Consider the following 23,782-nt stretch of genomic DNA (forward strand, 5'->3'; position numbering starts at 1 on the left):
GTGGTTTTTTACTGATATTTGAAAGTACCGCCAAGTATCTCGGCATGACTGACATGGACATGAAAGGGGACGCCAGAATATAATTCATAAATAGCCTGTTCATAACAAAAACGTCATGTTATATACCGGATGGAATTTGTATCGACACATCATTTTTAAAAATGTGTATTCGCCCGTGAACGTTAATAGGAATTCCTCGAGACACCCTTTTACAATAACTTTATATTATATTTAACTCTCCTTAATATCTAAATGGTAACTTGTAAATGAAATCATTTACATAGGAGGGGAGAGTATGGGGAAGCAAGGAAGAAAGGCACGCTCTTATTTTTCTGTGGTCCTGGTTGTCATACTTTTAATAACGACCATTTTTCCAGGACCATTGGCAACTTTGCATGCTGCTGAAATAGATAAGGAAGAAGCTGAGCTACCAGTCCAAACGAAGCAGCAAACAGACAACGGAAATACAATCTTGGAAGTAGAGCATGAGCATCCGTCTCAATTAACGGAAAGTCAGAATTTTACCGTTGAGGTTTCGAATGAAAAAGCTGTGGCGATGACCTTGCATTACAAATCGGAAGAAACAAAGAAAGACCTGCAGATGGAGCGATTGGATGAAAGTTCATTTACGGCGACGATTCCAGGCTCTGATGTAACCCCAAAAACAATTGAATATTGGTTTGAAGCAGAAATGGCAAACGAAGGGAATAAAACATCATTAACTTATCTTGCAGAAGTTGTAAAAGATACTACAGATGAAAATACCAAGGGTAAAACAAATCAATCTTTACAAAAAGAGAGCACTGACCGGAACAAACAGCCATCTGAAAAAACATCCAAAGACACTTCAACCTCCGCGAATGACACCGGAACACTTGCAGACAAAACAACCGAAACGACGGAATCGGATACAGCTGAAAAAACACAGACAGGTGCAGCATCTCAAAATAAAAAACAAAAGGAAGAAGCATTCACGATCGATCACAACCCAATTACAGAAATAAATGGAGAAGATGATCTGACCATTGAAGCAACTGTACCTAATGCAGCAAACGTTACATTAACCTATCATACAGGCGAACAAATGCAGGTTGATGAGCTTGCGTTTTCAAAAGTAGATGGGACAGATACATACAACGTCCAAATTCCAAGTGACAATTTCTGGTCACCAGTCTTCCGTTATCAGATTACAGCGGAAGATAAGGATGGAAATGCCGAAAAAACGAATTACATAGAAGCAGCAGTGACTTTTTCAGAAACACCTGACCCGAAAAACATGCCAACGTTTCTTATAACAGAAATCACACCAGATACAGCTAACATCGGCGGTTCGGATGGCTATGAATTTATCGAAATCTATAATAATACCGACCAATCCATCAATATGAAAGACTATAAACTGAAGTATGGGTATCCAGATGGAAGCGAAACAGAATGGAATTTGACGAAAGATAAAGAAATCGGTTCCCAGGAGACTTTGGTTGTTTGGATTCATAACGGCACAAATGATCACTTGAACCTTGACGATTTTAATGAAAACTATGGAACGAAATTAACAGAAGATCAAGTGACTATTATCGAATATAATGGCATGGCCAATGGATCAGAACGCACATTAAGCATAACTGATAATTATGGCAATGACATCTCAAAAGCAACATATAATGAAACAGAAACAGATGACACACAACCAAATCAAGGCATTACTTATCAATATCCAATGGAAGGAACCAGGATGACGAAAGTTGGGATCAGTGAAGAGGCGAACCCAGCCGCAATTTTGTCTGGACAAGTCCCCAATGATCCGGTAGCAATCGATGGAAGCCTGGAATCTCCGGTCATTGGCGAGCCTGTGATAGACGTTACGAATGATGCCATTACGGCAGAAGTGGACGTCACATCAGAAACCGATATTTCCGGTGTGAACTTATTTTATAAGCAGAGTGATGCGATGGGATTTGAGTCCGTGTCATTAAATCGGACAGACGATCCTTCCATCTATACAATCAGCTTACCGCTTAATGCAATTTGGAGTGACAAGATACGGTATTATTTTACTGCAGCTAATCAAGCCGGTGAATCAGATACCGAAACAAAAGACATAGCCATTCCTCAAGCAGAATACGATGCACAAACCGTGCCAAGGTTACTTATCACCGAAATCACACCAGATACGATGAACATGAATGGCAGTGATGCTTATGAATTCATCGAAATCTATAATAATAGTAACCAGCCGATTAATTTGCAAGATTATAAGTTGATTTATCGGTATCCGACCAGTACACCTGATCAAGATTGGGATTTGACTGAAGATAAAGTGATCGGACCACAAGAAAGCTTTATCGTTTGGATTCACAACCAAGGTAATCAGGAAGCGACTTTAGAGGATTTCAATGCTGCATATGGATTATCACTGCCGGAAAGTCATGTCACCATCATCGAAAACAACGGAATGGCTAATGGAAGTGAGCGTACACTGCTTCTAACTGATGATTTTGGCAATGTCATTACAGAAGCCACTTATAATAATGATGCAGATGACGTATATTCAGGCCAGGGTATCACTTACAAATACCCGACTGAAGGACATGTGATGGAAAACGTAGGCACAGCGGCCAGCATCTCCCCGCTTACTGTTTTTCCGGAACAAATTCCGCAAGAGCCGGTTAAAATCGATACCGATACCGAAGCTCCAAAAATTGGCGATCCCTCCCTGGAAATGACGGATGAAGCTATTCGAGTCCAGATTGACATTACATCTGAACAACAGCTTAATGGTGTGAATTTACATTTTAGGCAAAGTGAAAGTCTGGAATTTGAAACCATCCATCTGGCAAGTGAAAATGATAAAACTTATACTGCGAAAATTTCAATGGATGACATTTGGAGTGATCATATTGATTATTATTTCGCGGCCTCCAATCAGGCTGGTAAAACGAAAACAGTAACCAGAACATTTGAACTTCCGCAATCTGACGTGGATTATCAGACTATTCCACCACTATTAATAACAGAGGTGGTTCCTGATTCATCAAATGCAAATGGTGCGGATGCGTATGAGTTTATTGAGATTTACAATAACACAACCGAAGATATTGATTTGGATGATTACATTATCCGTTATCGTTATCCAAATACAGGAGCGGAAAATGATCTTTTATGGGGACTGTCTATGGATCAGGAAAATGTCATCATTCCTTCCGGCGAATCGATTGTATTATGGGTAATTAATAGCGGCAATCCAAATATGAACGGTGAGGATTTTAACACGCATTATGGAACGAATTTAACGGAAGGCACCGATTTGATTAAAATTTACAATAATGGCATGTCCAACAGTTCAGAACGTACATTGACAGTGGCTACAAAGACAGGTCATGAGCTCTCCTATGTCAACTATAATGACGTGAATGGCGTTGATGATACGGTTGCAAATAAGGGCATTCTTTACCGCTTCCCGCATGACGGAGGCACAACATCAACCAAAATCAGCTCGGGCGAATTCGATGCGACACCAGGTACAATAATGCCGGAACAAGTACCTGAAAAGAAAACCGAACTGCCGGCAGATAGCACCGATCCCGTTGTAGAAGATGCAACGAATAAAGAAGATCTTACATCCGAGGAATCGTTCAAAGTTTCGGCAACGATTACCGATGACCATCAAGTCAAATCGGTTTACCTGTATTACCGGACTGTGGAAGGCAACGAATTTTCTAAAGTCAGCCTGGAACGCGGTGACAATGACACCTATCAGCACACAATTTATGAGCCGGAATTGATTGGTCAAGAAAATCTAGCGTATTACTTTGTTGCAAGTGATGGAAAAAATCAGCATACAACCGAGAAAGAAACGCTTTCCATCGCACATCCGAATGCCGAAACAGGCTTGCGTTTAAATGTGGATGAAAATGAATTGCTGTCTGGTGAAAAGCTGATTAAGGCAACAGAGGATGCGTATACAGAAAATATTGACCTGTTCCTGGATGACGAGCAAGTGACCGACACGTATATGGCCATGGAAAATGAAGCCTATTTTGCATTTGACGTTTCGGAAACGAATATCTTTTTCCAAAACGGCGTCACTATGGGAGATGAAGTACTGGAAATATTTGATGATACGTATACTGATTTCGTAACACTTACCGTCCCGATTTCACCGGAAAAATTAGAGCCTGGTGAGAATACGATTACGATTCGTTCCGGAAATAAAGTGAGTCCATTTGATGAAACATCGACTGAAAACCGCGATGATTTTACCATTAAAAATGTCCGACTCGTGTTATTGGATGGAACGATCATCTATGATCCAGATTACAGTGATCCGAATACTAATTATGCTGTTGGGGATAGTACCGGAAAACAGTCCGTGTATGATTTTACATTCACACTGGAACAGGAGAAATTTGCATCTGCAGCCTATTTGTTCGATACAACAGCGGTGGAAGACGGCGATCATGAAATCAGAGCGGTTTTAGATGATGAAGATGTTACAACAACTGTCATAACAGATAATACAGCACCAGTCATCACCCCTTCTGTTAAAGGTGGCAAAGAATATAAAGGGGACTTGACGATTGATGCAGATGTACAGGATGCCAATGAGGTACAAGATGCCTCTGCCGAATTGGATGGCAACCCGATTTCACTGCCATATGAAACATCCTCTGCTTTGCTTGCACCTGGTGAACATGAAGCCGTCTTTACAGCAGAAGATGCTGCAGGGAATGTTAGAAAGACCGATGTCACTTTTTCTGTCGTGGAGGAACATCCCGGGCTTCCCGATTGGCAGGAGAATAAACCGGACAGTACAAGTGCCGATCTTTCCGTACGTTTGAATGACCCAACAGAAGATGCAATGGATGTTGGATTTTACCAAGGCTATCAATATACAGCAGAAGACACGGAAAATCTCCGTATATCACAGAATATGACAAAAACTGAACCACCACAGACGAAGGATCCTGAAGATGCAACAATGTTAACGGAGTATGAAAGAAGTCAGCTGTTACAAGAGGATGGCGAGAAATTTGCCACTGAATCCAATACGGCATTTCCATACCACCGATTTGATGTCACGGTTGATGAGAATGTTGATCCTGAAGATGAAATTGAAGTTGTTTGGGATGGTTCTTCCATCGAAGGCAGAAAAGTTACGATGTATGCATGGAATTACACTTCCGGGGAGTGGGTTGAACTGACATCAACCATTGCAGGTGCTGAGGAATTCCAGCTGATCGGTTCTGTAACAGGTGCAGACTACCTGCAGGACGGAAAAGTCAGTGTGATTGTTCAAGATCAAGTCGCATCATCTGGTGAGGACTTCTCCTTGGTGTGGATGACTGATACACAGTATTACTCGGAAAGTTATCCATACATCTATGAGGATCAAGTCAACTGGATTGTCGAGCATCAAAATGAGTTAAATATTGAATATGTCTTTCATACGGGAGATCTTGTCAATGTTTACGATGACTTTGATCAATGGGCAGTGGCCAATCAGAACATGAAAGTGCTGGATGATACGGGCATCCCATATGGTGTGCTTGCCGGCAATCATGATGTCGATATGAAAAATAACAACTATGTGAATTATAACGAATACTTTGGAGCCGATCGCTTTGAAGACCGTGCCTATTATGGCGATTCCTATGAGAATAACCGCGGGCACTATGATCTGCTCTCTGTAAACGGGAACGATTTTATTATGCTGTACATGGGCTGGGGTGTTGACCAAGCGGGCATGGACTGGATGAATGATGTTCTCGCTGCACACCCCAACCGGACAGCGATCTTAAGTTTCCATGAATATTTGTTAGCCAGTGGGACAAGAAGCCCGATAGGTGATGATATTTTTGAACAAGTTGTTGTACCGAATGATAATGTGAAAGCAGTTCTTTCTGGTCATTACCACAATGCGCAAACGCTTATTGATGAGATTGATGATGACGGTGATGGTGCTGCTGACAGATCGGTATACCAAATGCTTGCTGATTACCAAGGCGGACCAGAGGGCGGACAAGGGTATTTACGCATCTTAAATTTTAATATGGATTCGAATACGGTTGACGTCCAAACCTATTCTCCGTATTTGGATGAATATAATTTTTATGATCCAGAAGATTTTCCGGGAAAAGATGAATTCGCGGTCGATTGGAACCTGGAAGCCGAGAAAAAACGAGTCGCTACCGATTATGTGGAAGTTAACGTCTATACGGATGAACAAATCGGCCTTGCTGAAAAGGTACCTAGCGGGGAAGACGCAACGGTTACATGGGATGGACTTGAGCCGGAAAGTGAATATTTCTGGTATACCATCGCCACCGATGCGTATGGTGGCAACACCCGTTCAAATATTTGGGGTTTTACAACCGTTGAGGGAGAAGTGGTTCCGGAAGAGCCAGAAAAACCTGAAGTTCCCGAAGATCCGGGTGATCCGAATGATAAACCAGAAGATCCAGGTGAACCTGACGATCAACCGGGTGAACCGGAAAGACCTGATGATCAAACGGGAAAACCTCTCCCTAATAACCAGAAACAAACCGTTGAAGCAGATGTCTCAGACGGCAGAGCTGTGATTCAGGATAATGTCTTTGAAGCAGTTGATCAAAGTGGCAACATCATCATAAAATTAAATGCCGAAACAGCTGTTCTTGACCTAACGAAAGAACAAGTGGCAGCATTGAAAGATAAACAGATCATCCTAACGATTACCAATAGCGACATCACGCTTGATATCCCTGCTTCCGTATTTTCTGGTACTGGAGTGGCATCCATTGACTTTGAAAAGCTGGATGATGTCAAAGATGCGTTAAGTCCAGTTTATGATTTTTCAATAACACAAGGTGATACAGTTATTCATGAGTTTGCAGAGGGAATCACACTGACCTTTCATGTAGACGAGGAGCGTGTGCAGGACCCATTAAGCGTTAAACTTTATCATTTAAATGAGGAAACCGATGAATGGGACGTCATTGGCGGCGAATACGCGAACGGAAAAGTAACAGCGCCACTAACGCACTTCAGTACATTTGCCGTTTTTGAAAAAGAAAAAGCGACTGACGATCAGGAAACATCTGTCCCTGAAAAACCAACGGCTGACAGTGGAAGTGGAAAGGGACTGCCAGATACTGCGACAAACATGTTTAACTATTTGTTCACTGGGGTTATACTGTCAACCATTGGCGGTGGAATGTTGGCTATGTGGTATGTCAGGAGAAAGCGATTTGTAAAAATTGAATAATTTATGAAGGAAGGACTCCGGGGTGTGGAGTCCTTTTCCTTTAACGACTGCAATTTGGGGTGAGTAAAAACGCATCCTGATTGTCGATAGTTTGAAAAGAACTTTTTTCGAGCATGTCAAAAGGGCAGACGTTGATATTATAAACTATTTCTTAAAGAAAAGAATTGTATAATCCTCTTAAAAAATTGCGATGGATGTCTTTGAATGATATTTAAAATGGCCTGATGTGACCACTATTTTCTGTTTGAAATGATTGTTCTACAATTTTGTAGTACATCATAAAATGTTGTAAACGTTTGCCTGAGGGAGGGTGAGAAATGGATGGCGCTTCGACATTGGGGGTTGTATCAGTATTACCACCGCTCATTGCGATTGTACTTGCTTTCTGGACAAGAGATACGATTTTATCGTTAGCTATTGCGTGTCTTGTTGGCATTCTTTTAGCTGGAGAGGGACTGCTCGGGTTTCCGAATTTGATGATGAAAGCATTGGGTAATGAAGATTTTTCATGGATCTTTCTTCTGGAAATTTTCATCGGTATTTTAATTGCATTTTTTCAGCGCACTGGAGCAATTCAAAGTTTTGCTGATGTTATCGGTCGAAAAAATTATTCAAGAAAACGTATAGGAATCACTTCATGGTTTATGGGACTGTTCGTATTTTTTAGTGATTATTTCAGCCCAGTATTTGTTGGATCAACGATGAGAAAAGTAACAGATAAGGTAAGGATTTCCCGTGAAAAGCTGGCGTATATTTGTGATTCTACTTCAGCGCCTGTAAGTGTTATTGTACCAATTACTGGTTGGGCTGTGTTCATTTCAGGGCTATTAATTGGGCTGGGGCCAATACAGAATGAAACGGATGCATTAGCTGTATTTACAAGAGCTATTCCTTTCAATTTTTATGCGGTATTGTCTGTACTGTTTGTTGGGCTGATTGTTTCTGGAATTATCAAGGATTTTGGCCCAATGAAAAAGGCTGAGGAACGGGCTATTACTAAAGGAAAATTAATTCGTGATCATTCAACTCCATTGATATCAAAAGAATTAACCAATATTGATCCATATTTTAAAGACCGATTGCTGAGTATCGTATGGAATTTTTTTCTGCCGGTTCTACTGATTATTACAATCGCTGTAGGCACGTATATCGGGCTGGGTTCTGCAAAAACCATGGAAGCATTCCTTGCTGCAGTCATCTTTTTAGGTATTTTGATGCGTTTTCAGGGAATCCCAGTTAAAGATATTATGGATACTGCCATGAATGGGATCAAAGGTATTATGCCGGCCATTATGATACTAGTTTTTGCCTATACAATTAATACACTAAGTGAACAGATGGGAACAGCGAATTATTTAATTCAAGTAACCGAATCATGGCTTAATCCAGGTTTGCTTCCAGCTATCACTTTCCTGCTTGCTGCATTGATTGCTTTCTCAACCGGTACTTCGTGGGGAACATTTGGTATCATGATTCCAATTGCAGTTCCAATTGCCATCGGATTTGCTGGCGGCGACATCAATACGATAGTTCTGGCAACAGTAGCAGCAGTCGCGGGTGGTGGTGTCTTTGGTGATCACTGTTCTCCGTTGTCTGATACAACCATACTGGCTTCCACCGGAGCTGCAGTTGACCATATCGATCATGTTCGTACACAAATTCCATATTCTCTTATTCTTGGGGGAATTGGTACATTGATCTATTTAATACTTGGATTACTAGGATAATAGGGAGGAATGAATCAAATGAACATTATTGTATTAGGCGGCGCTGGATTACAAGGAAGAGCAGCTTTACAGGATCTTGGGGACAATTCAGCAGTCACAAGCATAATCTGTGCAGATGTCTCATTTGAGGGGATCGATTCATTTCGTCATCATCTTGATATGGATAAGATTGAAAAGCAAAAAATAGACGCTTCATCGGAGGAAAATCTAGTAGCACTTTTTTCAGAGGATATTGATGTTTTGATTGACTTATTACCAAAACAATACAATGAAACAGTAGCAAGAGCGGCAATCAAAGCTGGGATTTCTTTAGTGAACTGTTCTTATGCAAATGGTCTGTCTCATGAGATTCATGAAATGGCTAAGGAAAACAAAGTAACCATCATGCCGGAAGCTGGGTTAGATCCAGGGATTGATTTAGTGTTATGCGGTTACGGAGTTAGTCAATTGGATGAGGTCTATGAACTATATTCCTATTGCGGCGGAATACCGGAACCTGACGCTGCTGATAACCCGCTGAAATATAAAATTGCCTGGAATTTTGACAGCACATTGATGTCTTATAAACGTCAGGCTGTTATGAAATGTGACGGAAAGATTGTTGATATTCCAGCAGAAGATCAGCATAATGAAGAGTGGTTGACAGATGTCACATTATCCGGAATCAAAGGTCTTGAATCGATACCAAATGGAAATGCCATTAACTTTGCAAAATTACTTGGGATTGACAAAGAAGTCATCCGCACGGAACGAAGAACAATCAGGTGGTCAGGACATGCCCGTTTTTGGAGAGATATGGTAAGATTGGGTTTTTTGGAAACAACAAGAGTTCCAGAATTGAATAGTTATGTTACACCTTACGATTTTCTGTTAAAGCATCTGGAGAAACGTTTACAATATAAAGAGCATGAGAAAGATCTTGTTTTGATGAAAAATATTATTAGAGGTAAAAAAGATGGGAAGGATATGGAAATCATATATTCGATGGTTGACAAACGCGATTTGAAAACTGGATTATTTGCCATGAATCGAACAGTTGGATATACAGCAAGTATTGTAGCCCAGATGATTGCAAATAAAACCATTACAGAAAAAGGACTGCTTTCACCGACAATTGATATACCATACCGAATGTTTATAGATGAAATCGGCAAAAGAGGTATTACAATCCATGAAAGCAAACGTCAGCTAAATAAATCGCTTGGCTGATGAAACTGGTTAATTCGGCCTTTATATTCATCAATGGTCGTGCTAATGTGTTTATCCAATAATTGTGAGAAACCTTTCATTTCTTTTTGTTCAAGGAATTCAATTAACATCTGATGCTCATTTGGGCCTCGGATGTCTTTTTTTTCATTAATATGATAAAAATGATCATAAAGAGCCAGATAAATATGTGTTTGGTTTATCATGTTTAATGTATGATTCTTCAAAAATCGATTATTGCAACCTTTGATCAGTATATAGTGAAATTCCTTATTTACCTCAATATATGTCACTAGATCTTTTTGTTTATATGTTTCTCTTTCCAACTGAACAAGTTCATTCAATCTGGCAATATCATTAGGTGTTATGATTGTCATGATGGTTTGGGTTGCTAATAATTCCAGTTGCTTTCGGTGAATAAATGCTTCATCGATTTCATCTTCCGAAGGGTTTATGACCTGAGCTCCTTTGTAAGGTAATAGCGTGAGAAAACCTTCCTTTTGTAATTGTGCAAATGCTTGACGGATAGGTGTGCGACTGATTGAGAGCGAATTTGAAATGTCGTTTTCGATTAGTTTTTGTCCGGGAAGCAGCTTTTGTTCATATATTGCATTTTTTAATGTTTGATAGACATATGCTTTTATTGATTGTTTTCCCATTGGCTTACCTCCAATTCACATCTTTTCGAAAACAGTGCGATATAATAAAGTGAGAAGCCAATTTATTATATGACTGTTCTGTTGCAGACATTCTGAAAAACTGAAAACGGCTGGAGTGTTACAATGGAATATATAAGAGACTATCAGGTGGATTTCATAGAAAGCGCTTTATTTAAAGGGGATAGGGGGAGCTATAAGTGGACATCAACCAATTAGAAACCGAAGTACATAGCATTATATCCGGTATTGATGCGCCAATTGGACTGGTTATCAAAGAACGAAATCACAGCATAAACGTAAATGAAAATATGCCAATGCCTGCTGCAAGTGTCATTAAAATCCCAATCATCATGGAAGCGTTCCGTCAGGCTGAAATTGGCGATTTGATTTTGTCTGAAACCTTGAATATTCCAGCTGAAGCTAAGGTTGGCGGTTCTGGCGTATTACAGACTATGTCCAAAGATGTTTCCATAACACTGCTTGATGTATTGACGCTGATGATCACTGTCTCGGATAATACAGCATCTAATTTGGCACTTGAACGGGTTGGTATAAGTAATGTGAACAGGCTTTGCAGGGAGCTGGAACATCATAACACAGAAATTCAGCGTTATTTCATGGATACGAAAGCAGCCGAAAAAGGCCTGGAAAACATGACAACAGCAATAGATATGGTTAATTTTCTTGAAGAAATTGCATCGCCGCAGCTGTTAAATCAAGATTCCGCAAATCGTATTTTACAAATAATGTCCCAACAGCAGTTGACCTCTAAATTACCAGCCTATCATATAATCGATGATGTCATGATTGCCAATAAAACGGGAGAACTTGTGAATGCTGAACATGATGTCGCAATCTTTCAATATAAAGGTCGAACGTTGTTTGCTGCTGTTATGGTCAATGAAGTCAGTGATCAAGTCGAAGCCCAGCAAACAATTGCCAATATCGGTAAGGAAGTAATGGCCTATTTGACGAGATAGGTGATAGATTACTTTAGTATTTTCAATTGATATATCAACCTGAATCGATCAGTGTGCGGCAGCAAATATTTCATTGAGACAACATCAATAAAGATTGTCGGATCAGATGAATGACGGTTTTGACAAGGTAAATGTTCGATTTGAAAACTGGATCAGCGAATGAATCCATTGAATAACGACTTGCTTTTTCAACATTTTCCCTTGACTTGAAAAAGTCACTATATCCCGAGGGAATCGTAATTGCCTGCTCAGGCACTTTTGCTATGGAACGCTCCTCTCTGGCTTCATACATGATTTGTCCACTCCCTGAATAGTTATAAAGAAAGAACGTCCAGCGGAGGGAGAAATTATGCTGCAGTTAATTCTGGAGTTGTTTACAAGTGAGCGTATAGCAGAAGATATTCTAGCGAATCCAATCACTGAATTAATTTTTGTGATTTTGTTCATGACATTTTTCCTTACACTTGTAATTCATCTAAGCCTATTTACCAAACTAAATAAAATCAGACATTACCTCGTTACGACAAATCAAATGTCTATCGAACCACTGAACACCATTAAAGCGCAATATGATAGAAGCATGCAGGAGGAGTCAATCAAGCCGGAAACGTTTGTACAGGAAAAGTTTTCAGCCTGGCGTATATTTAACATACCCGTTGTTAATCTCATTAAAATGGTGCAGATGACTGTTTCCGTATTCATATTAATTGGGGTATTAGGAACATTTATCGGTCTGACTGTCTCATTGGGTAGTATCAATACAACGGGCGGCCAACTTGTTGAAAATGTAACAGCCGTTCTATCAGGAATCGATGTCGCATTTTATACAAGTATTGCGGGGATGGGGCTCTCCCTCATCATGACTGTCTTGATTAAAGTTTTTAATACCGAATATATGCTGACGGATATTATGTTAAAAGTCGAATCTCATTTGGAAGGAAACCAACAGGATGGGATAAGCCAGCTGATCGATGTATCAAAAGCCATTAACCATTCCATTCAACATCTGGAGGAAACAAATCAACAATCACTGACAGAGATTGAACATGCGTTTTCAGGATTTCAGGAATATACAAGTGGACTGCAGCAATCAGCAAAAGATCTGACGGCATTTAATGATGGGCTTTCCAGCAACCTGGAGAAATTCCAGGAATTGTTCCACCATATGAAAGACGTGACGGATGGTTTTGGCGAATCGACCTCAAGGCTGAACAACAACTTTGATTCGTTGTTTTCTTATTTTAAAAAGATGGATGGTAAAAACGAACGAATGGCCAAAGCATTTGAAAATACGTATGAGCGCATCAAAGAAGTTTCGGAAGCACATATGGATACCTTAAATCATTTCGAGGAGTCGGTTGGCGAGCTGAAATCATTTACGTCATCCATTATGGAAGAACAGAAATCCATTCATGATAAATTTGAAAGCATCACAGAGAAAAGCCATGACCTCGCAGAAAAAATGGGGGCACACAACCAGGAATTCAAGCAGGTATTTGGGGCTGACCTCAGCGCAAAACTAACCGGAATCATCACGAATCTCGGTGAATTATCAAAGGACTTTGATAAAATGGGCGATTCGATCAGCCAATTACCTGAAGCCCTTGACGTCATCAATCGAACACAAGCTGAGTATAAGTATCTATTATCCGATCGTTTTGATGAGCTTAAGGAATTTAACCGGACGTTCAATCGTCATCTCAAAGCGCACTCCTATGAATCACAGGCATTTGAAAGAAAAATACAGGAGGCTGCCCAAACGTATGAGAAACTTGGAAAGCAGAATAACGAGCTGATTCATGATATAAACAAGACGATATCCCAAATGAACAATACATTTAATCAACGGGAAAACCAGGTTGAAGCAAGCGTTGACGTTTTAAAGAATACGCTCACTAATTATGTAAACGGGCTGGAAGGAATACTGGGAGACAAGCTTGATAAGGTGGCCGGGAACATTAATGAATCGGTGGACATGATGAATGCTGGCATCAAGGAAGAATTTCAAGACATAAAGCGTTTATCGGAAGACATTCAACAAAGCAATTCACGCTATATCCAGCAAATGCTTCAGGATCTCAGCAGGGAAATACAAGGCTTCAACCGGCAGCTGAATCGTATGGGTGAGCAAGGAAGGCCTAACGAAGGGCAGGCTGGGACACGATGAATACTAAATACCAACGGCTTTTCAAAAAGGAACAGGACGAAGGACATTTTTGGCCATCGTTTACCGACTTGCTGACCATCATTCTTCTATGTTTCATCTTGATTTTCATCGCAATGATGATTATTAAATCCTTACAAATTGAAGAGATGAAAAAGACGATCGACCAGATCATGGGCGTTCGTTCCCAGCTGGTTAATGATTTACAGACGGAATTCAGCGATTCGCCAATGGGAATTGAAGTAGATAAGGAGACAGGTGCGATTATTTTTAATACCGAGATTTTATTTCCATATGATGAGTCCGAACTGAAGCCGGAGTCCTTTCAGTTTTTGGATGAATTTGTACCGAAATATTTGGACATTTTGCTGCAAAGCGGGTACGAAGACTATATTGCTGAAATCATTATCAAAGGCCATACCGATCGTGATGGAAGCTATATATATAACCTGGAGCTGTCACAGGAACGGGCGTATAGTGTGGCTGAATATGTTCTGAGCGAAGACTTTCCATATAAAAACATTCAGCAGCACTTGAAGGATAAATTAACCGTCAACGGCAAGTCTTATACCGACTACCGAACCGATGATTCAGGTGATTACAGCGCAGAAGACTCGAGAAGAGTGGAATTTAAATTCCGGCTAAAGGATGAAGAAATTCTGGAGAAAACACGGGAGATTTTGGGGGAGTGAGTAAGGAAATTATCCAATAACCCATTTTAAATTATTAGGTTTTGAAGTTCCTTCTAATATCCCCTATATAAGGACAACCCTATGTTATAATAGATTCAGTGTATAAGGCTATCATGGGTGGTGGTTCAACGCCCTTTTGAGAAGGGGAGTGATACCTATGACAGTTTACGAGTCATTCATCGTCATGATCTTGTATGCAGCTCCTGTAGCTGCGGTTCTGTCTAAAGTAACCACCCTGTGAGCCTGACAAGCATGTGGGGTGGATAACTTTCCCGATGTAATTCGCCCCCCTAAAGAAGGGCTATTGCACTCAAGGCCGTCTGGTGTTAGCAGCATCATTCGGTCTTTATTAATATATTTTCTGCCTATTTAGTGTTATACATTATTTATTGGAATAATAAAACAGGAAAATTGGCGGACTGAGATAGGCCTCTCCGTATGACAGATTCTTTAAAATTTGGTGAAATTAACGTATTAGGATCGACTGGTGGAGGTGGGTAAATGAGCCGTAAATTGAAAATCGGTGAACTAAAGGAACAGTACATGACGGATGAAGAGGTATCGCGCATTTTTACAATAGTGCTGTCCTCAAAGTCCGTTAAATCCTCCACTTGGCCATCATAATTTAATTTTTCTAATTTCTTTTCTATTGTCTTTATCTCCTCCCAATTGATAGTTTCTTCTTTCTTTCAATATTCTTTGTATTTTTTCTCTACTTGATTCAAAGTTATTAGTTAACTTTCCACCCTCAAATAAGGTCTTAACTAATTCAAATGATGCATGGGAATATCTGGGAGAGTTGATGTTATACTGTCAAACCCACCCTTTTGCAGATGAAATAAAACATATTTAAAAGAACTACGAGTTAGCACAAGCAGTACTAACAGAGCGGGTAATAAAAAAGCTGTATAAGGTGGCAAAGGGAAGAAAGAGATGAATGATTCTTTTTTAATAGCCACTAATTTCTTCGTTTCTCGAGAATCCTATAGTATCACCTCAAAATTTCTTTCTCCTCTTTTATTACAGAAACTATAGGTTCAGCAACATCTTTAGCTGTAAAAATTCGTCGAATCCGATTTTATATATTCCCATTAGCCCTATCTCCTTCAAATTTAATATACTGATTATTTATTATTTTCGTTAACCCTTCACATGTATAACCAATTTTAAAGCTGAATTAGAGTAGTCCATGATAACCCATATAAAGATATACAAATATTTGCATAGTTGAAACGTTATACTTAACACAATTAACAATTCATATAGGAGGCATTATTTTATGGGGATTTTTTTGTCAACAGTCGGGTTTTTGGGGTTTGCGGTATTTATTATAGTAGCAATTGTTGGGCTTATTAAGAAATCTGGAAAGGCAAAGTTCAACTTTGGTATTGCCGGTGGGTTGTTTATTTTGTTTATCATAGGAGCGGTTAACACAGACACATCCGAAGTGGAACAAAATTCTTCACAAGCACAATCTGAACAAATTGAAGAATCCGAAACAACACAAAATCCAGAGCAAGAAAAAGAGGAAGAACAGGAATATGAACTTAGCAAGGTATCAGATTTACGTCAGGCAGTGAATAAAGGCATGTCTGAAGATGAGTTCCAGCAAGTGATTGAAACAGCCAATCTGAAAGATACGAAAGAAAATGCCATCGGTAATGGTGAAAAAGGATATATTTTAGAGGCTGAAGACGGATTTTTGTTCGTCAACTCGAATGGTGAAGAAATTTTAGATGTTAAAACGTTTGATACGAAGGCAGAAGTTGATGAACATGAAACAAAAATGGTCGCTGCGGCAAAAGAAGCGGAGAAAGAAAAAGCTAAAAAAGAACGTGAAGAAACAGCAATTCATTTATCAGGTCAAGGTGATACAGCAACAGACGAGATTGAGTTAAAAGCAGGATGGGCCACATTCACCTCAGCACATAACGGCAGGAGTAACTTTGCTACCCATTTACAAGATGAGATGGGGAATGATTTAGACCTGCTAGTTAATACGATTGGGGGATACGATGGGACCACATTTGCCCAAATCCCCGAAGATGACACTTATTATCTGAATGTTAAGGCTGATGGCGAATGGGACTTTACTATTCATCAGACACCACCGGCAGAGATGGAGGAGGCACCGACAACATTTGAAGGGACTGGTGATGATGTTGTGTTCTTTAACATAAAAAATGGTAATTATAAATTTACCTTTGACCATACTGGCGAATCTAATTTTGCAGTGCATCTTAATGGCGTCAGCCTATTAGTCAATGAGATAGGGAACTATAATGGTTCCACAAGACAAAACCTGCAGGATGACGGTATGTATCTATTTTCTATAACTGCTGATGGCGACTGGCGCATAAAGATTGAATAGAAGCCTTGTTTGGCCATGTTCAATTGGCAATTAATGAAACGATGGTGGCGCCTCTATGTTTGGAGGCGCTGTTTTCGTTATTAGTCTACAATCACAAGTTTGAAGCGAGGAAAACCCAGCTATTCACCAAAATTTTCTAAGCATCGACTTTTAAAGACTATTTATATGAGATAAAATGAAAAGTAGTATAGTGGCTGAAGCATCGGCTATTTATTGGAAAACAAAAGGAGTATTGAGAATGAATGAGTTAAAATTGGGCTGGATTGATTACTCCAGTGAACACCGGGAAAAGGTTATGGCAGTATTGGATGCGCTTTCCGCTCCTGGGGCTGTGGATGAACTCGGTATTGGCCGGATTCGGGATGGGTTCGCTGATATTCTTTTCCCGGGTACATCGACCATCCAGACCAGAGCAAAGTATTTTCTGATTGTTCCATACTTACTGATGGAGTTGGAGAAGGAAAGATATGCAAGATCTGAGGATCTATTAGAGAAGCTTGGGGATGAAGAGGTTGCTTTAATTGAAACACTTAATAAAGAAGGGCAAAGTGGTGTGATTGGCGGACGTGCAGGGACAAACTTGAAACGGAAGCCTTCTAATATCTATTGGAATGGTCTGCGGACATATGAGATTTTCCGGCATGAATCACTTTCACTCACTAATTATACTAAAGCGGTTTTCCGGATGAAACATAACAAAGAATTAGTGAATACTTACGGTAATGAGGAACTGGATGATGCGGGCAATAAAGATGGTGCGTATATCGGGACTTTTTGGAAATGTATTTTGCCTGAACCAGGGTGGAAGCATAACCTGTCGATGGATCTTTCCTATGAAGAGGCGCATCTTTTAAAAACCCGCATTACTTCAGCGGAGAAGTCTAAAGATAGTCTATTATCCTACTTGCTAACGATGGATTATGATAATTGGAGAGAGATTGATAGCTTTGAAGCACTGGATACTATTATTCCGGATAAGGGCAGTTTGCGAGACAATTTTAATCAAGCAAATAAATTCAGTGAGTTTTTACATGGGGCGCATATTCGGTATAACCTGATTGCATCCAATGGACAAAATAAAACAGCTGTTAAAAAATGGACCAACTGGATAAATAGTAATTTTGTGAAATACGAATTTGCGACATTTCCATTCAGGAAAGTACTTCATCGACTCTCCATACACAACTCTAAGCTGACCCTTTTTCTTCGTGATTGGCAGGAAGCAGTTGTTTCGCGTGATGAAGTGGCAATGGATGAGTTGATCATTAAACGTGAAATTGAACTTAAATCAAAAGACAGGGCAAAATTACACAACTCCAAAATGTATAGTTATCAAGATGGTGATTGGATAGGCAATGATAAACTGCAATATCGTTTTCAGGATGCCAAAATAATCATGGAAGACATCGTTGCAGGATTGGAGGGTAAGTATGCTGAAGCCAGATGATAACAGGCTGAACTACTCTGATTTACTAACACCTCCTTCCGGGTATGATGTCGAATTTGCGTTGGGAACAACATATTCCCTGGATTTGGAAGCTTTAGTCGGTGTTCCTTTATCATTGGGTTTATCGGAAGAGATGGATCAAACGATAATGAATGATCCGATTTATGTATTAGAGGGATTACGCAAAAGTGCGAATAAGTTTGCGATTTTTTGTGAAGGTGGGCAAATTAAGATTCCAAGAGAAAATAATTCAATATTTGCACTGATGGAAAACAGTGTATTTGAGGTGTCTCTGGATAATGATAAATCATTTCATCCGAAATTATGGCTCATTAAATATCGGAATGAAGAGCAAGAGGAATTATACAGATTTCTTGTTCTAACACGTAACATGACCTTTGACCGAAGCTGGGATATTGCAATCGCCCTTGAAGGTCAAAAAGTATCCGAGCAGACAGAGAAAAACCGTCCATTAGCTGATTTACTGCAGTTTCTTACCGATTTTTCAACAAAAGAGGAAAAGACTGAGCAGATTAATAACTTAATTTCAGATTTGCGTTATGTACAGTTTGATCCTCTTCAAAAACAGGTTACCGATTTTGAATTTTGTCCAATTGGAATTAATGGGTATGAGAAAGAGTCAGCAGGCGTATTTGATAGTTTTCATAAACTGATTGTCATATCGCCTTTTATCAGTGATTCGACCATTAAGGAACTTTATGAGAAAACATTGACCGGATCAAAATACAATACGCCTGAAAGAGTCTTGATTACAAGAAAGACGGAATTACATAAGCTGTCACCTAAATTGATGGCTGGATTCAAGATTTATACGTTAAAGGATTCTGTAGTTGACGGGGAAAGTGCGATTAGCGGGGAAAATGAATCGGATGAAGTAGCCCAGCTTCAGGATATTCATGCCAAATTGTACGCTAAATCGAAATATAATCATCATTTAATCTTTATTGGTTCAGCGAATTGCTCCCAAAATGCGTTTTACGGAAATGTTGAGTTTTTATTGAAGTTAAACTATCGAAAACGTGGCTTTCAGATTATGCATTTGTTGGATGATTTATTCGGTGAGGATGATGATAACCCATTTGAACGAATAGAAGAGATTCCAGAGCAAAAAGCAGAAGAATCTGATGTGGTTGAGCAACTTCAGAAAGGGATTAAGTTGCTTTGCAGATCTCAGTTGAATGCAGCAGTAATACAGAAAAACGATGCGTATTCCGTTGAAATTACTTTTGCTGATTTTCACGGGAATGAAGATATCGCATTTACGATTGGACCATTGCTCAGTACAGCAACTGAAGTACTCCAAGAAACAACATTGATTAAAGGATTGAGCATTCTTGAAATTGGACACTTTTATAAAATTAAAGCAGAGAAAAATAGTGAATCAATTGAGCGCGTTATTAAAATTGACACAACCGGTGTGCCTGATGAACGCGAGCATGAAATCTTCCGTTCAATCATTAAAGATTCGCATACATTTTTAAAATATATTGCGTTTTTACTGGCGGATGATTTTCTGATGGCTGCACTGGAAAATAAGGATAAGCAGAATTCTGGATTTGGTTCATGGAATTTGCTGGAAGGAGATCACCCGGTTATCTATGAAAATATGTTAAAGACGACGGCACATTCATCGGAAAAGCTGGAGGATATTGAAAACATGATCCGCATGATTGGGGATGATTCGATTGTTCCTCGTGAATTTAATCAGTTATATCAGACATTTATTCAAGCAGCAAAGAAGGTGAAATAATGATTGATTTACCGAATAAGGAAAAGGAAATACTGTCTGGTTTGAAGGATTTTCAAAAAGCAACAGTCGAACGCGTGCATCAGCTATTTACAACCGAGTATTCCAGGGTGCTTGTTGCAGATGAGGTTGGCCTTGGAAAGACAATGGTGGCACGTGGCGTAATCGCAAAAACCGCCCGTTACCATCGAGATCAGAATGATAACTTGTTTAAAGTGGTCTACGTATGCTCCAATCAGAATATTGCTTCCCAAAACCTTAATAAGTTAAGAATTGACCATCGGATTACATTGGACGGGCTTTCGGATACACGCTTGTCTATGCAGCATCTTAAAATTTTTGAGGATGAATTTAGGCAGGAAATACAAGAAAATTATATTCAGCTTATCCCCTTAACACCTTCCACTTCATTTAAAATGACACAGGGGTGTGGCAGTGTCAGGGAAAGGGCATTGATTTTTGCAATATTGAAACGTCATGAATTTTTTGAGCCTTACCTAAACGAATTTGAAATTATGATGATTGATTCTGCTTACAAAAGCTGGACGCCTTGGAAGGATGAGTATGATAATAGGGTCGAAACATGTGATAAAAATGCAGACGGAGAATACCTGAAAACGATGCATTTGAAAATAGATCAATTTTTTCATGAAAATCCGGGGTTTCAAAATGAATTTATGGATGTCTGTACGATATTTAAAGAACAGGGTGATCCAGGAAAGCGGGTAGAAGGTCAAACGCAAGTCATTCAAAAGCTAAGAAAAATGATGGCGGAAGCAAGTGTTGACTTAATCGATGCAGACCTTGTGATTATGGATGAATTTCAGCGTTTTCCGGAACTGATTAACGCTGAACGCGAAAGTGAAACGGCGATGCTTGCAAGCAAGTTTTTTAATAATCCTAAGACAGATAATTCACAGGTGAAAATACTGCTGTTGTCTGCTACTCCATACAAACCTTATTCAACTTTGGAGGAAATATCAGAATCAGGCAGTGATGAGCACTATAAAGAGTTCATGCAGGTTACGGACTTTTTATTTGAAAAACATCCAGAACATAAGCAAGAATTCAAACGTATATGGGACGATTTTTCCACTTCTTTAAGTGAGGCGACGCAAGATTTTGCGATGATTTTAGCAAAAAAACAGGCTGCGGAAGACAGTCTTTATAAAGGAATTGCCAGAACAGAACGTATTTTGGAAGAGGATACTTCAGGTTTCAATGATGCAACGGTTGATAAAGTACCATTGCAAATTACGGAAGATGATGTTGCTTCCTATATAGAAATGGATAGACTATTGCAGGAAGTTGGATTAAAGGACAGGGTTCCGGTCGAATATGTAAAATCTGCACCATTCCTAATGTCGTTTATGGATCATTACAAACTAAAGGAAAAGATAACGCATGAAATAAAAAGAAATCCTGTCAATGCAAGGTTTAAAAATCCGCTTTTATGGGTGGATAGAAAAGTGATTGCCAGATATGGAAGGTTACGGGAAACGAACGCGAGACTGACAAAGTTGAAGGAAGTTGCACTATCTGACGGTGCCGATCGGCTAATGTGGATTCCCCCGTCCCTTCCATATTATGAATTCGGCGGGTGTTACGCAGGGATGAACTCCTTTTCTAAAGTACTTGTTTTTTCCGGCTGGGAAATGGTTCCACGCTCTATCGCAACACTTCTATCTTATGAAGCAGAGCGGAAAACGGTAGGAGAGTTAGTGCGGAGAACGCCGAAGAAAAGAAGGTCAAAGGCGTATAAATATTTTGCTGAGCAACGATTTCCCCGCCCAAGATTAACGTTTACAATAAGGGACACCGCACCCGCCAACATGAATCATCTAACACTTTTATATCCATCAGTCACACTTGCGAAGCTCTTTGATCCAATCGATGTATTGAACCGGGGACTAACATTTGAAGGGATAAAAGGGGAAATTAAAGAAAAGCTTGCCAAATTATTGGCTGGACTTGCCTATGAATCAAATACAGATGAAACAAGGCGCGACGAACGATGGTATTATATGGCCCCACTGCTATTTGATTTAGAAGAGACAATTATTTCGAACTGGTTTAAACAAGACGCTCTTCTATCAGCAGATGGTGAAGAGGAGCAGAAAAAAGGGGAGGACCTTGCAGGAATCGCCAAGCATTTTGAAGTGCTTCGAGAAGTATTTCATGAGGACTCGTTACCGGTTCTAGGCGGACAGCCGGATGATTTGCTGGATGTATTAACGACAATGGTATTAGGTTCTCCTGCGGTTTGTGCATTACGTTTAATGAAGGATGCCGATCGTGACATTATTCCTCACGTCATTCAACTTGGAAAAACGATGATTGATCGTTTCAATTTACAGGAAATGACTTCTATTGTCGAGTTACAATATGCGAAAGGTGCTCATTGGAAAGGTGTTCTTAAATATTGTGTGGATGGAAACTTGCAAGCAATGCTTGATGAGTACGCCCATATGCTGCTAGAAGAGGGTGGGCTGAATAGAATGGAACCGCAAAAGCGGAATAAGCGCCTTATGGATGTCATGATGACCGCATTAAAATCCCATTCAGCAAGTTTAAATGTCGACACGTATCAATCATTTCAAAAACGTGTTTCAAGTGATAGATCGGATAAGAGGGATACTTCCATTAAAATGAGAACTAATTTTGCGGTTGGATTTTATGATAAACGGAATGCTGATAAGTCTATGGACCGAAAAGATAATGTCAGGTTAGCCTTTAATTCACCATTTCGTCCATTTGTGCTGGCGACAACCTCCATTGGTCAGGAGGGGCTTGATTTTCATTACTACTGCCGGAAAATTATGCACTGGAATCTTCCTGCCAATCCAATTGACCTGGAGCAGCGGGATGGTAGAATTAATCGCTATAAATGTCACGCCATCAGACAAAACATTGCAAATCGTTATGGAGGTATTTCTTTTGATACAGATGTTTGGAATGAAATGTTTAGCCGAGCAAATGAGATGGAAAGAGACGATAACACGTCGGAACTCGTTCCATTTTGGTCATTGCCGGAAGAAAAGGGAAAAGGTATTGAACGAATTTTTCCAGTATATCCACTTAGCCGGGATGGTGCGAAGTACAACCGACTGATGAAGATTTTGGCGCTTTATCGTTTAAGTCTTGGTCAAGCACGCCAGGAAGATTTACTTGAACATTTATTGCGTAATGGTGTAAAGGAAGATCAACTGAATGAATTATTTATGAATCTGAGTCCGTTTGTGAAGGAGAAATCAACAGAAAATATTTATTAGATAATTAGTGAGTCAAAAAAGGACTTTGATAAGTGAATATGAATAATGCAGGCCATTCGGGAAAATACCGGGTGGCTTACATTATGGCGTATGGTGGCTCGATTCATTAGGTGGATGAATTCTTGCAGTATTAAATTAGAATGCAGGATTAAATGACAGGTGCTTAAAAATCTTCTATTACAAACTCCAGGAAAAACCTCTACCCTCTATGATAGAATATAATAATGTGTGTGAAAATATGCACACTAAC

The 23,782-nt window shown here is 39.7% G+C and carries 13 protein-coding genes; 11 read left to right on the plus strand and 2 right to left on the minus strand.

Annotated elements, in window-relative coordinates:
* Nucleotides 1–295: 295 nt before the first annotated feature.
* The 3 genes from BM195_RS18195 (at nucleotide 296) to BM195_RS03700 (ending at nucleotide 10,182) form a co-directional block, all read left to right on the plus strand.
* Nucleotides 296–7,246 (plus strand): lamin tail domain-containing metallophosphoesterase family protein, encoded by a 6,951-nt coding sequence (locus BM195_RS18195; RefSeq protein ID WP_090233791.1) that lies wholly within the window; start codon nucleotides 296–298, stop codon nucleotides 7,244–7,246.
* A 317-nt stretch (nucleotides 7,247–7,563) separates the two neighbouring features.
* The gene (locus BM195_RS03695) at nucleotides 7,564–8,973 is read left to right on the plus strand and encodes a Na+/H+ antiporter NhaC family protein (RefSeq protein WP_090233794.1); all 1,410 of its coding nucleotides are present in this window, start codon (nucleotides 7,564–7,566) and stop codon (nucleotides 8,971–8,973) included.
* Between the two features lie 18 nt (nucleotides 8,974–8,991).
* Nucleotides 8,992–10,182: a saccharopine dehydrogenase family protein gene (locus tag BM195_RS03700; protein ID WP_170848136.1), complete on the plus strand. Its 1,191-nt coding sequence runs from the start codon at nucleotides 8,992–8,994 to the stop codon at nucleotides 10,180–10,182.
* Here the strand turns inward: BM195_RS03700 and BM195_RS03705 are convergent.
* A complete protein-coding gene (locus BM195_RS03705) occupies nucleotides 10,158–10,838 on the minus strand; it encodes a GntR family transcriptional regulator (protein WP_090233799.1) in 681 nt (226 codons plus the stop codon). The genes BM195_RS03700 and BM195_RS03705 overlap by 25 nt on opposite strands.
* 197 nt (nucleotides 10,839–11,035) lie before the next feature.
* Here BM195_RS03705 and BM195_RS03710 point away from each other — a divergent pair, with 197 nt between their 5' ends.
* On the plus strand, nucleotides 11,036–11,818 hold the full coding sequence (locus tag BM195_RS03710; RefSeq protein WP_090233801.1) for a serine hydrolase: 783 nt from the start codon (nucleotides 11,036–11,038) through the stop codon (nucleotides 11,816–11,818).
* 70 nt (nucleotides 11,819–11,888) lie between these two features.
* Here BM195_RS03710 and BM195_RS03715 read toward each other — a convergent pair whose 3' ends face one another.
* Complete coding sequence (locus BM195_RS03715) at nucleotides 11,889–12,110, minus strand: hypothetical protein (RefSeq protein ID WP_090233803.1); 222 nt, start codon at nucleotides 12,108–12,110, stop codon at nucleotides 11,889–11,891.
* A gap of 57 nt (nucleotides 12,111–12,167) precedes the next feature.
* Between BM195_RS03715 and BM195_RS03720 the strand changes: the two genes are divergently transcribed.
* The 7 genes from BM195_RS03720 to BM195_RS03745 all read left to right on the plus strand — a co-directional run bounded on the left by BM195_RS03720 (nucleotide 12,168) and on the right by BM195_RS03745 (nucleotide 23,532).
* Nucleotides 12,168–13,985 carry a MotA/TolQ/ExbB proton channel family protein gene (locus BM195_RS03720; protein ID WP_090233805.1) on the plus strand — a complete coding sequence of 606 codons (1,818 nt, stop codon included), beginning with the start codon at nucleotides 12,168–12,170 and terminating at the stop codon, nucleotides 13,983–13,985.
* On the plus strand, nucleotides 13,982–14,674 hold the full coding sequence (locus tag BM195_RS03725) for an OmpA family protein (RefSeq protein ID WP_090233810.1): 693 nt from the start codon (nucleotides 13,982–13,984) through the stop codon (nucleotides 14,672–14,674). The genes BM195_RS03720 and BM195_RS03725 overlap by 4 nt, the downstream gene beginning before the upstream one ends.
* 501 nt (nucleotides 14,675–15,175) lie before the next feature.
* The gene (locus tag BM195_RS18780; RefSeq protein ID WP_280141233.1) at nucleotides 15,176–15,298 is read left to right on the plus strand and encodes a hypothetical protein; all 123 of its coding nucleotides are present in this window, start codon (nucleotides 15,176–15,178) and stop codon (nucleotides 15,296–15,298) included.
* A 655-nt stretch (nucleotides 15,299–15,953) separates the two neighbouring features.
* The gene (locus BM195_RS03730) at nucleotides 15,954–17,045 is read left to right on the plus strand and encodes a hypothetical protein (protein ID WP_090233812.1); all 1,092 of its coding nucleotides are present in this window, start codon (nucleotides 15,954–15,956) and stop codon (nucleotides 17,043–17,045) included.
* Nucleotides 17,046–17,283: 238 nt separating this feature from the next.
* Complete coding sequence (locus BM195_RS03735; protein ID WP_090233814.1) at nucleotides 17,284–18,492, plus strand: DUF6361 family protein; 1,209 nt, start codon at nucleotides 17,284–17,286, stop codon at nucleotides 18,490–18,492.
* Nucleotides 18,476–20,263, plus strand: a complete 1,788-nt coding sequence (locus BM195_RS03740; RefSeq protein WP_090233816.1) for a phospholipase D family protein — start codon at nucleotides 18,476–18,478, stop codon at nucleotides 20,261–20,263. Before BM195_RS03735 ends, BM195_RS03740 begins: the two co-directional genes overlap by 17 nt.
* Entirely contained in the window at nucleotides 20,263–23,532 is a 3,270-nt protein-coding gene (locus BM195_RS03745; protein ID WP_090233819.1) for a DEAD/DEAH box-containing ATP-dependent helicase, read from the plus strand. The genes BM195_RS03740 and BM195_RS03745 overlap by 1 nt, the downstream gene beginning before the upstream one ends.
* The last annotated feature ends 250 nt before the right edge of the window (nucleotides 23,533–23,782 follow it).

This window comes from Lentibacillus halodurans, from assembly GCF_900112045.1.
GTDB classification, from domain to species: domain Bacteria; phylum Bacillota; class Bacilli; order Bacillales; family Amphibacillaceae; genus Lentibacillus; species Lentibacillus halodurans.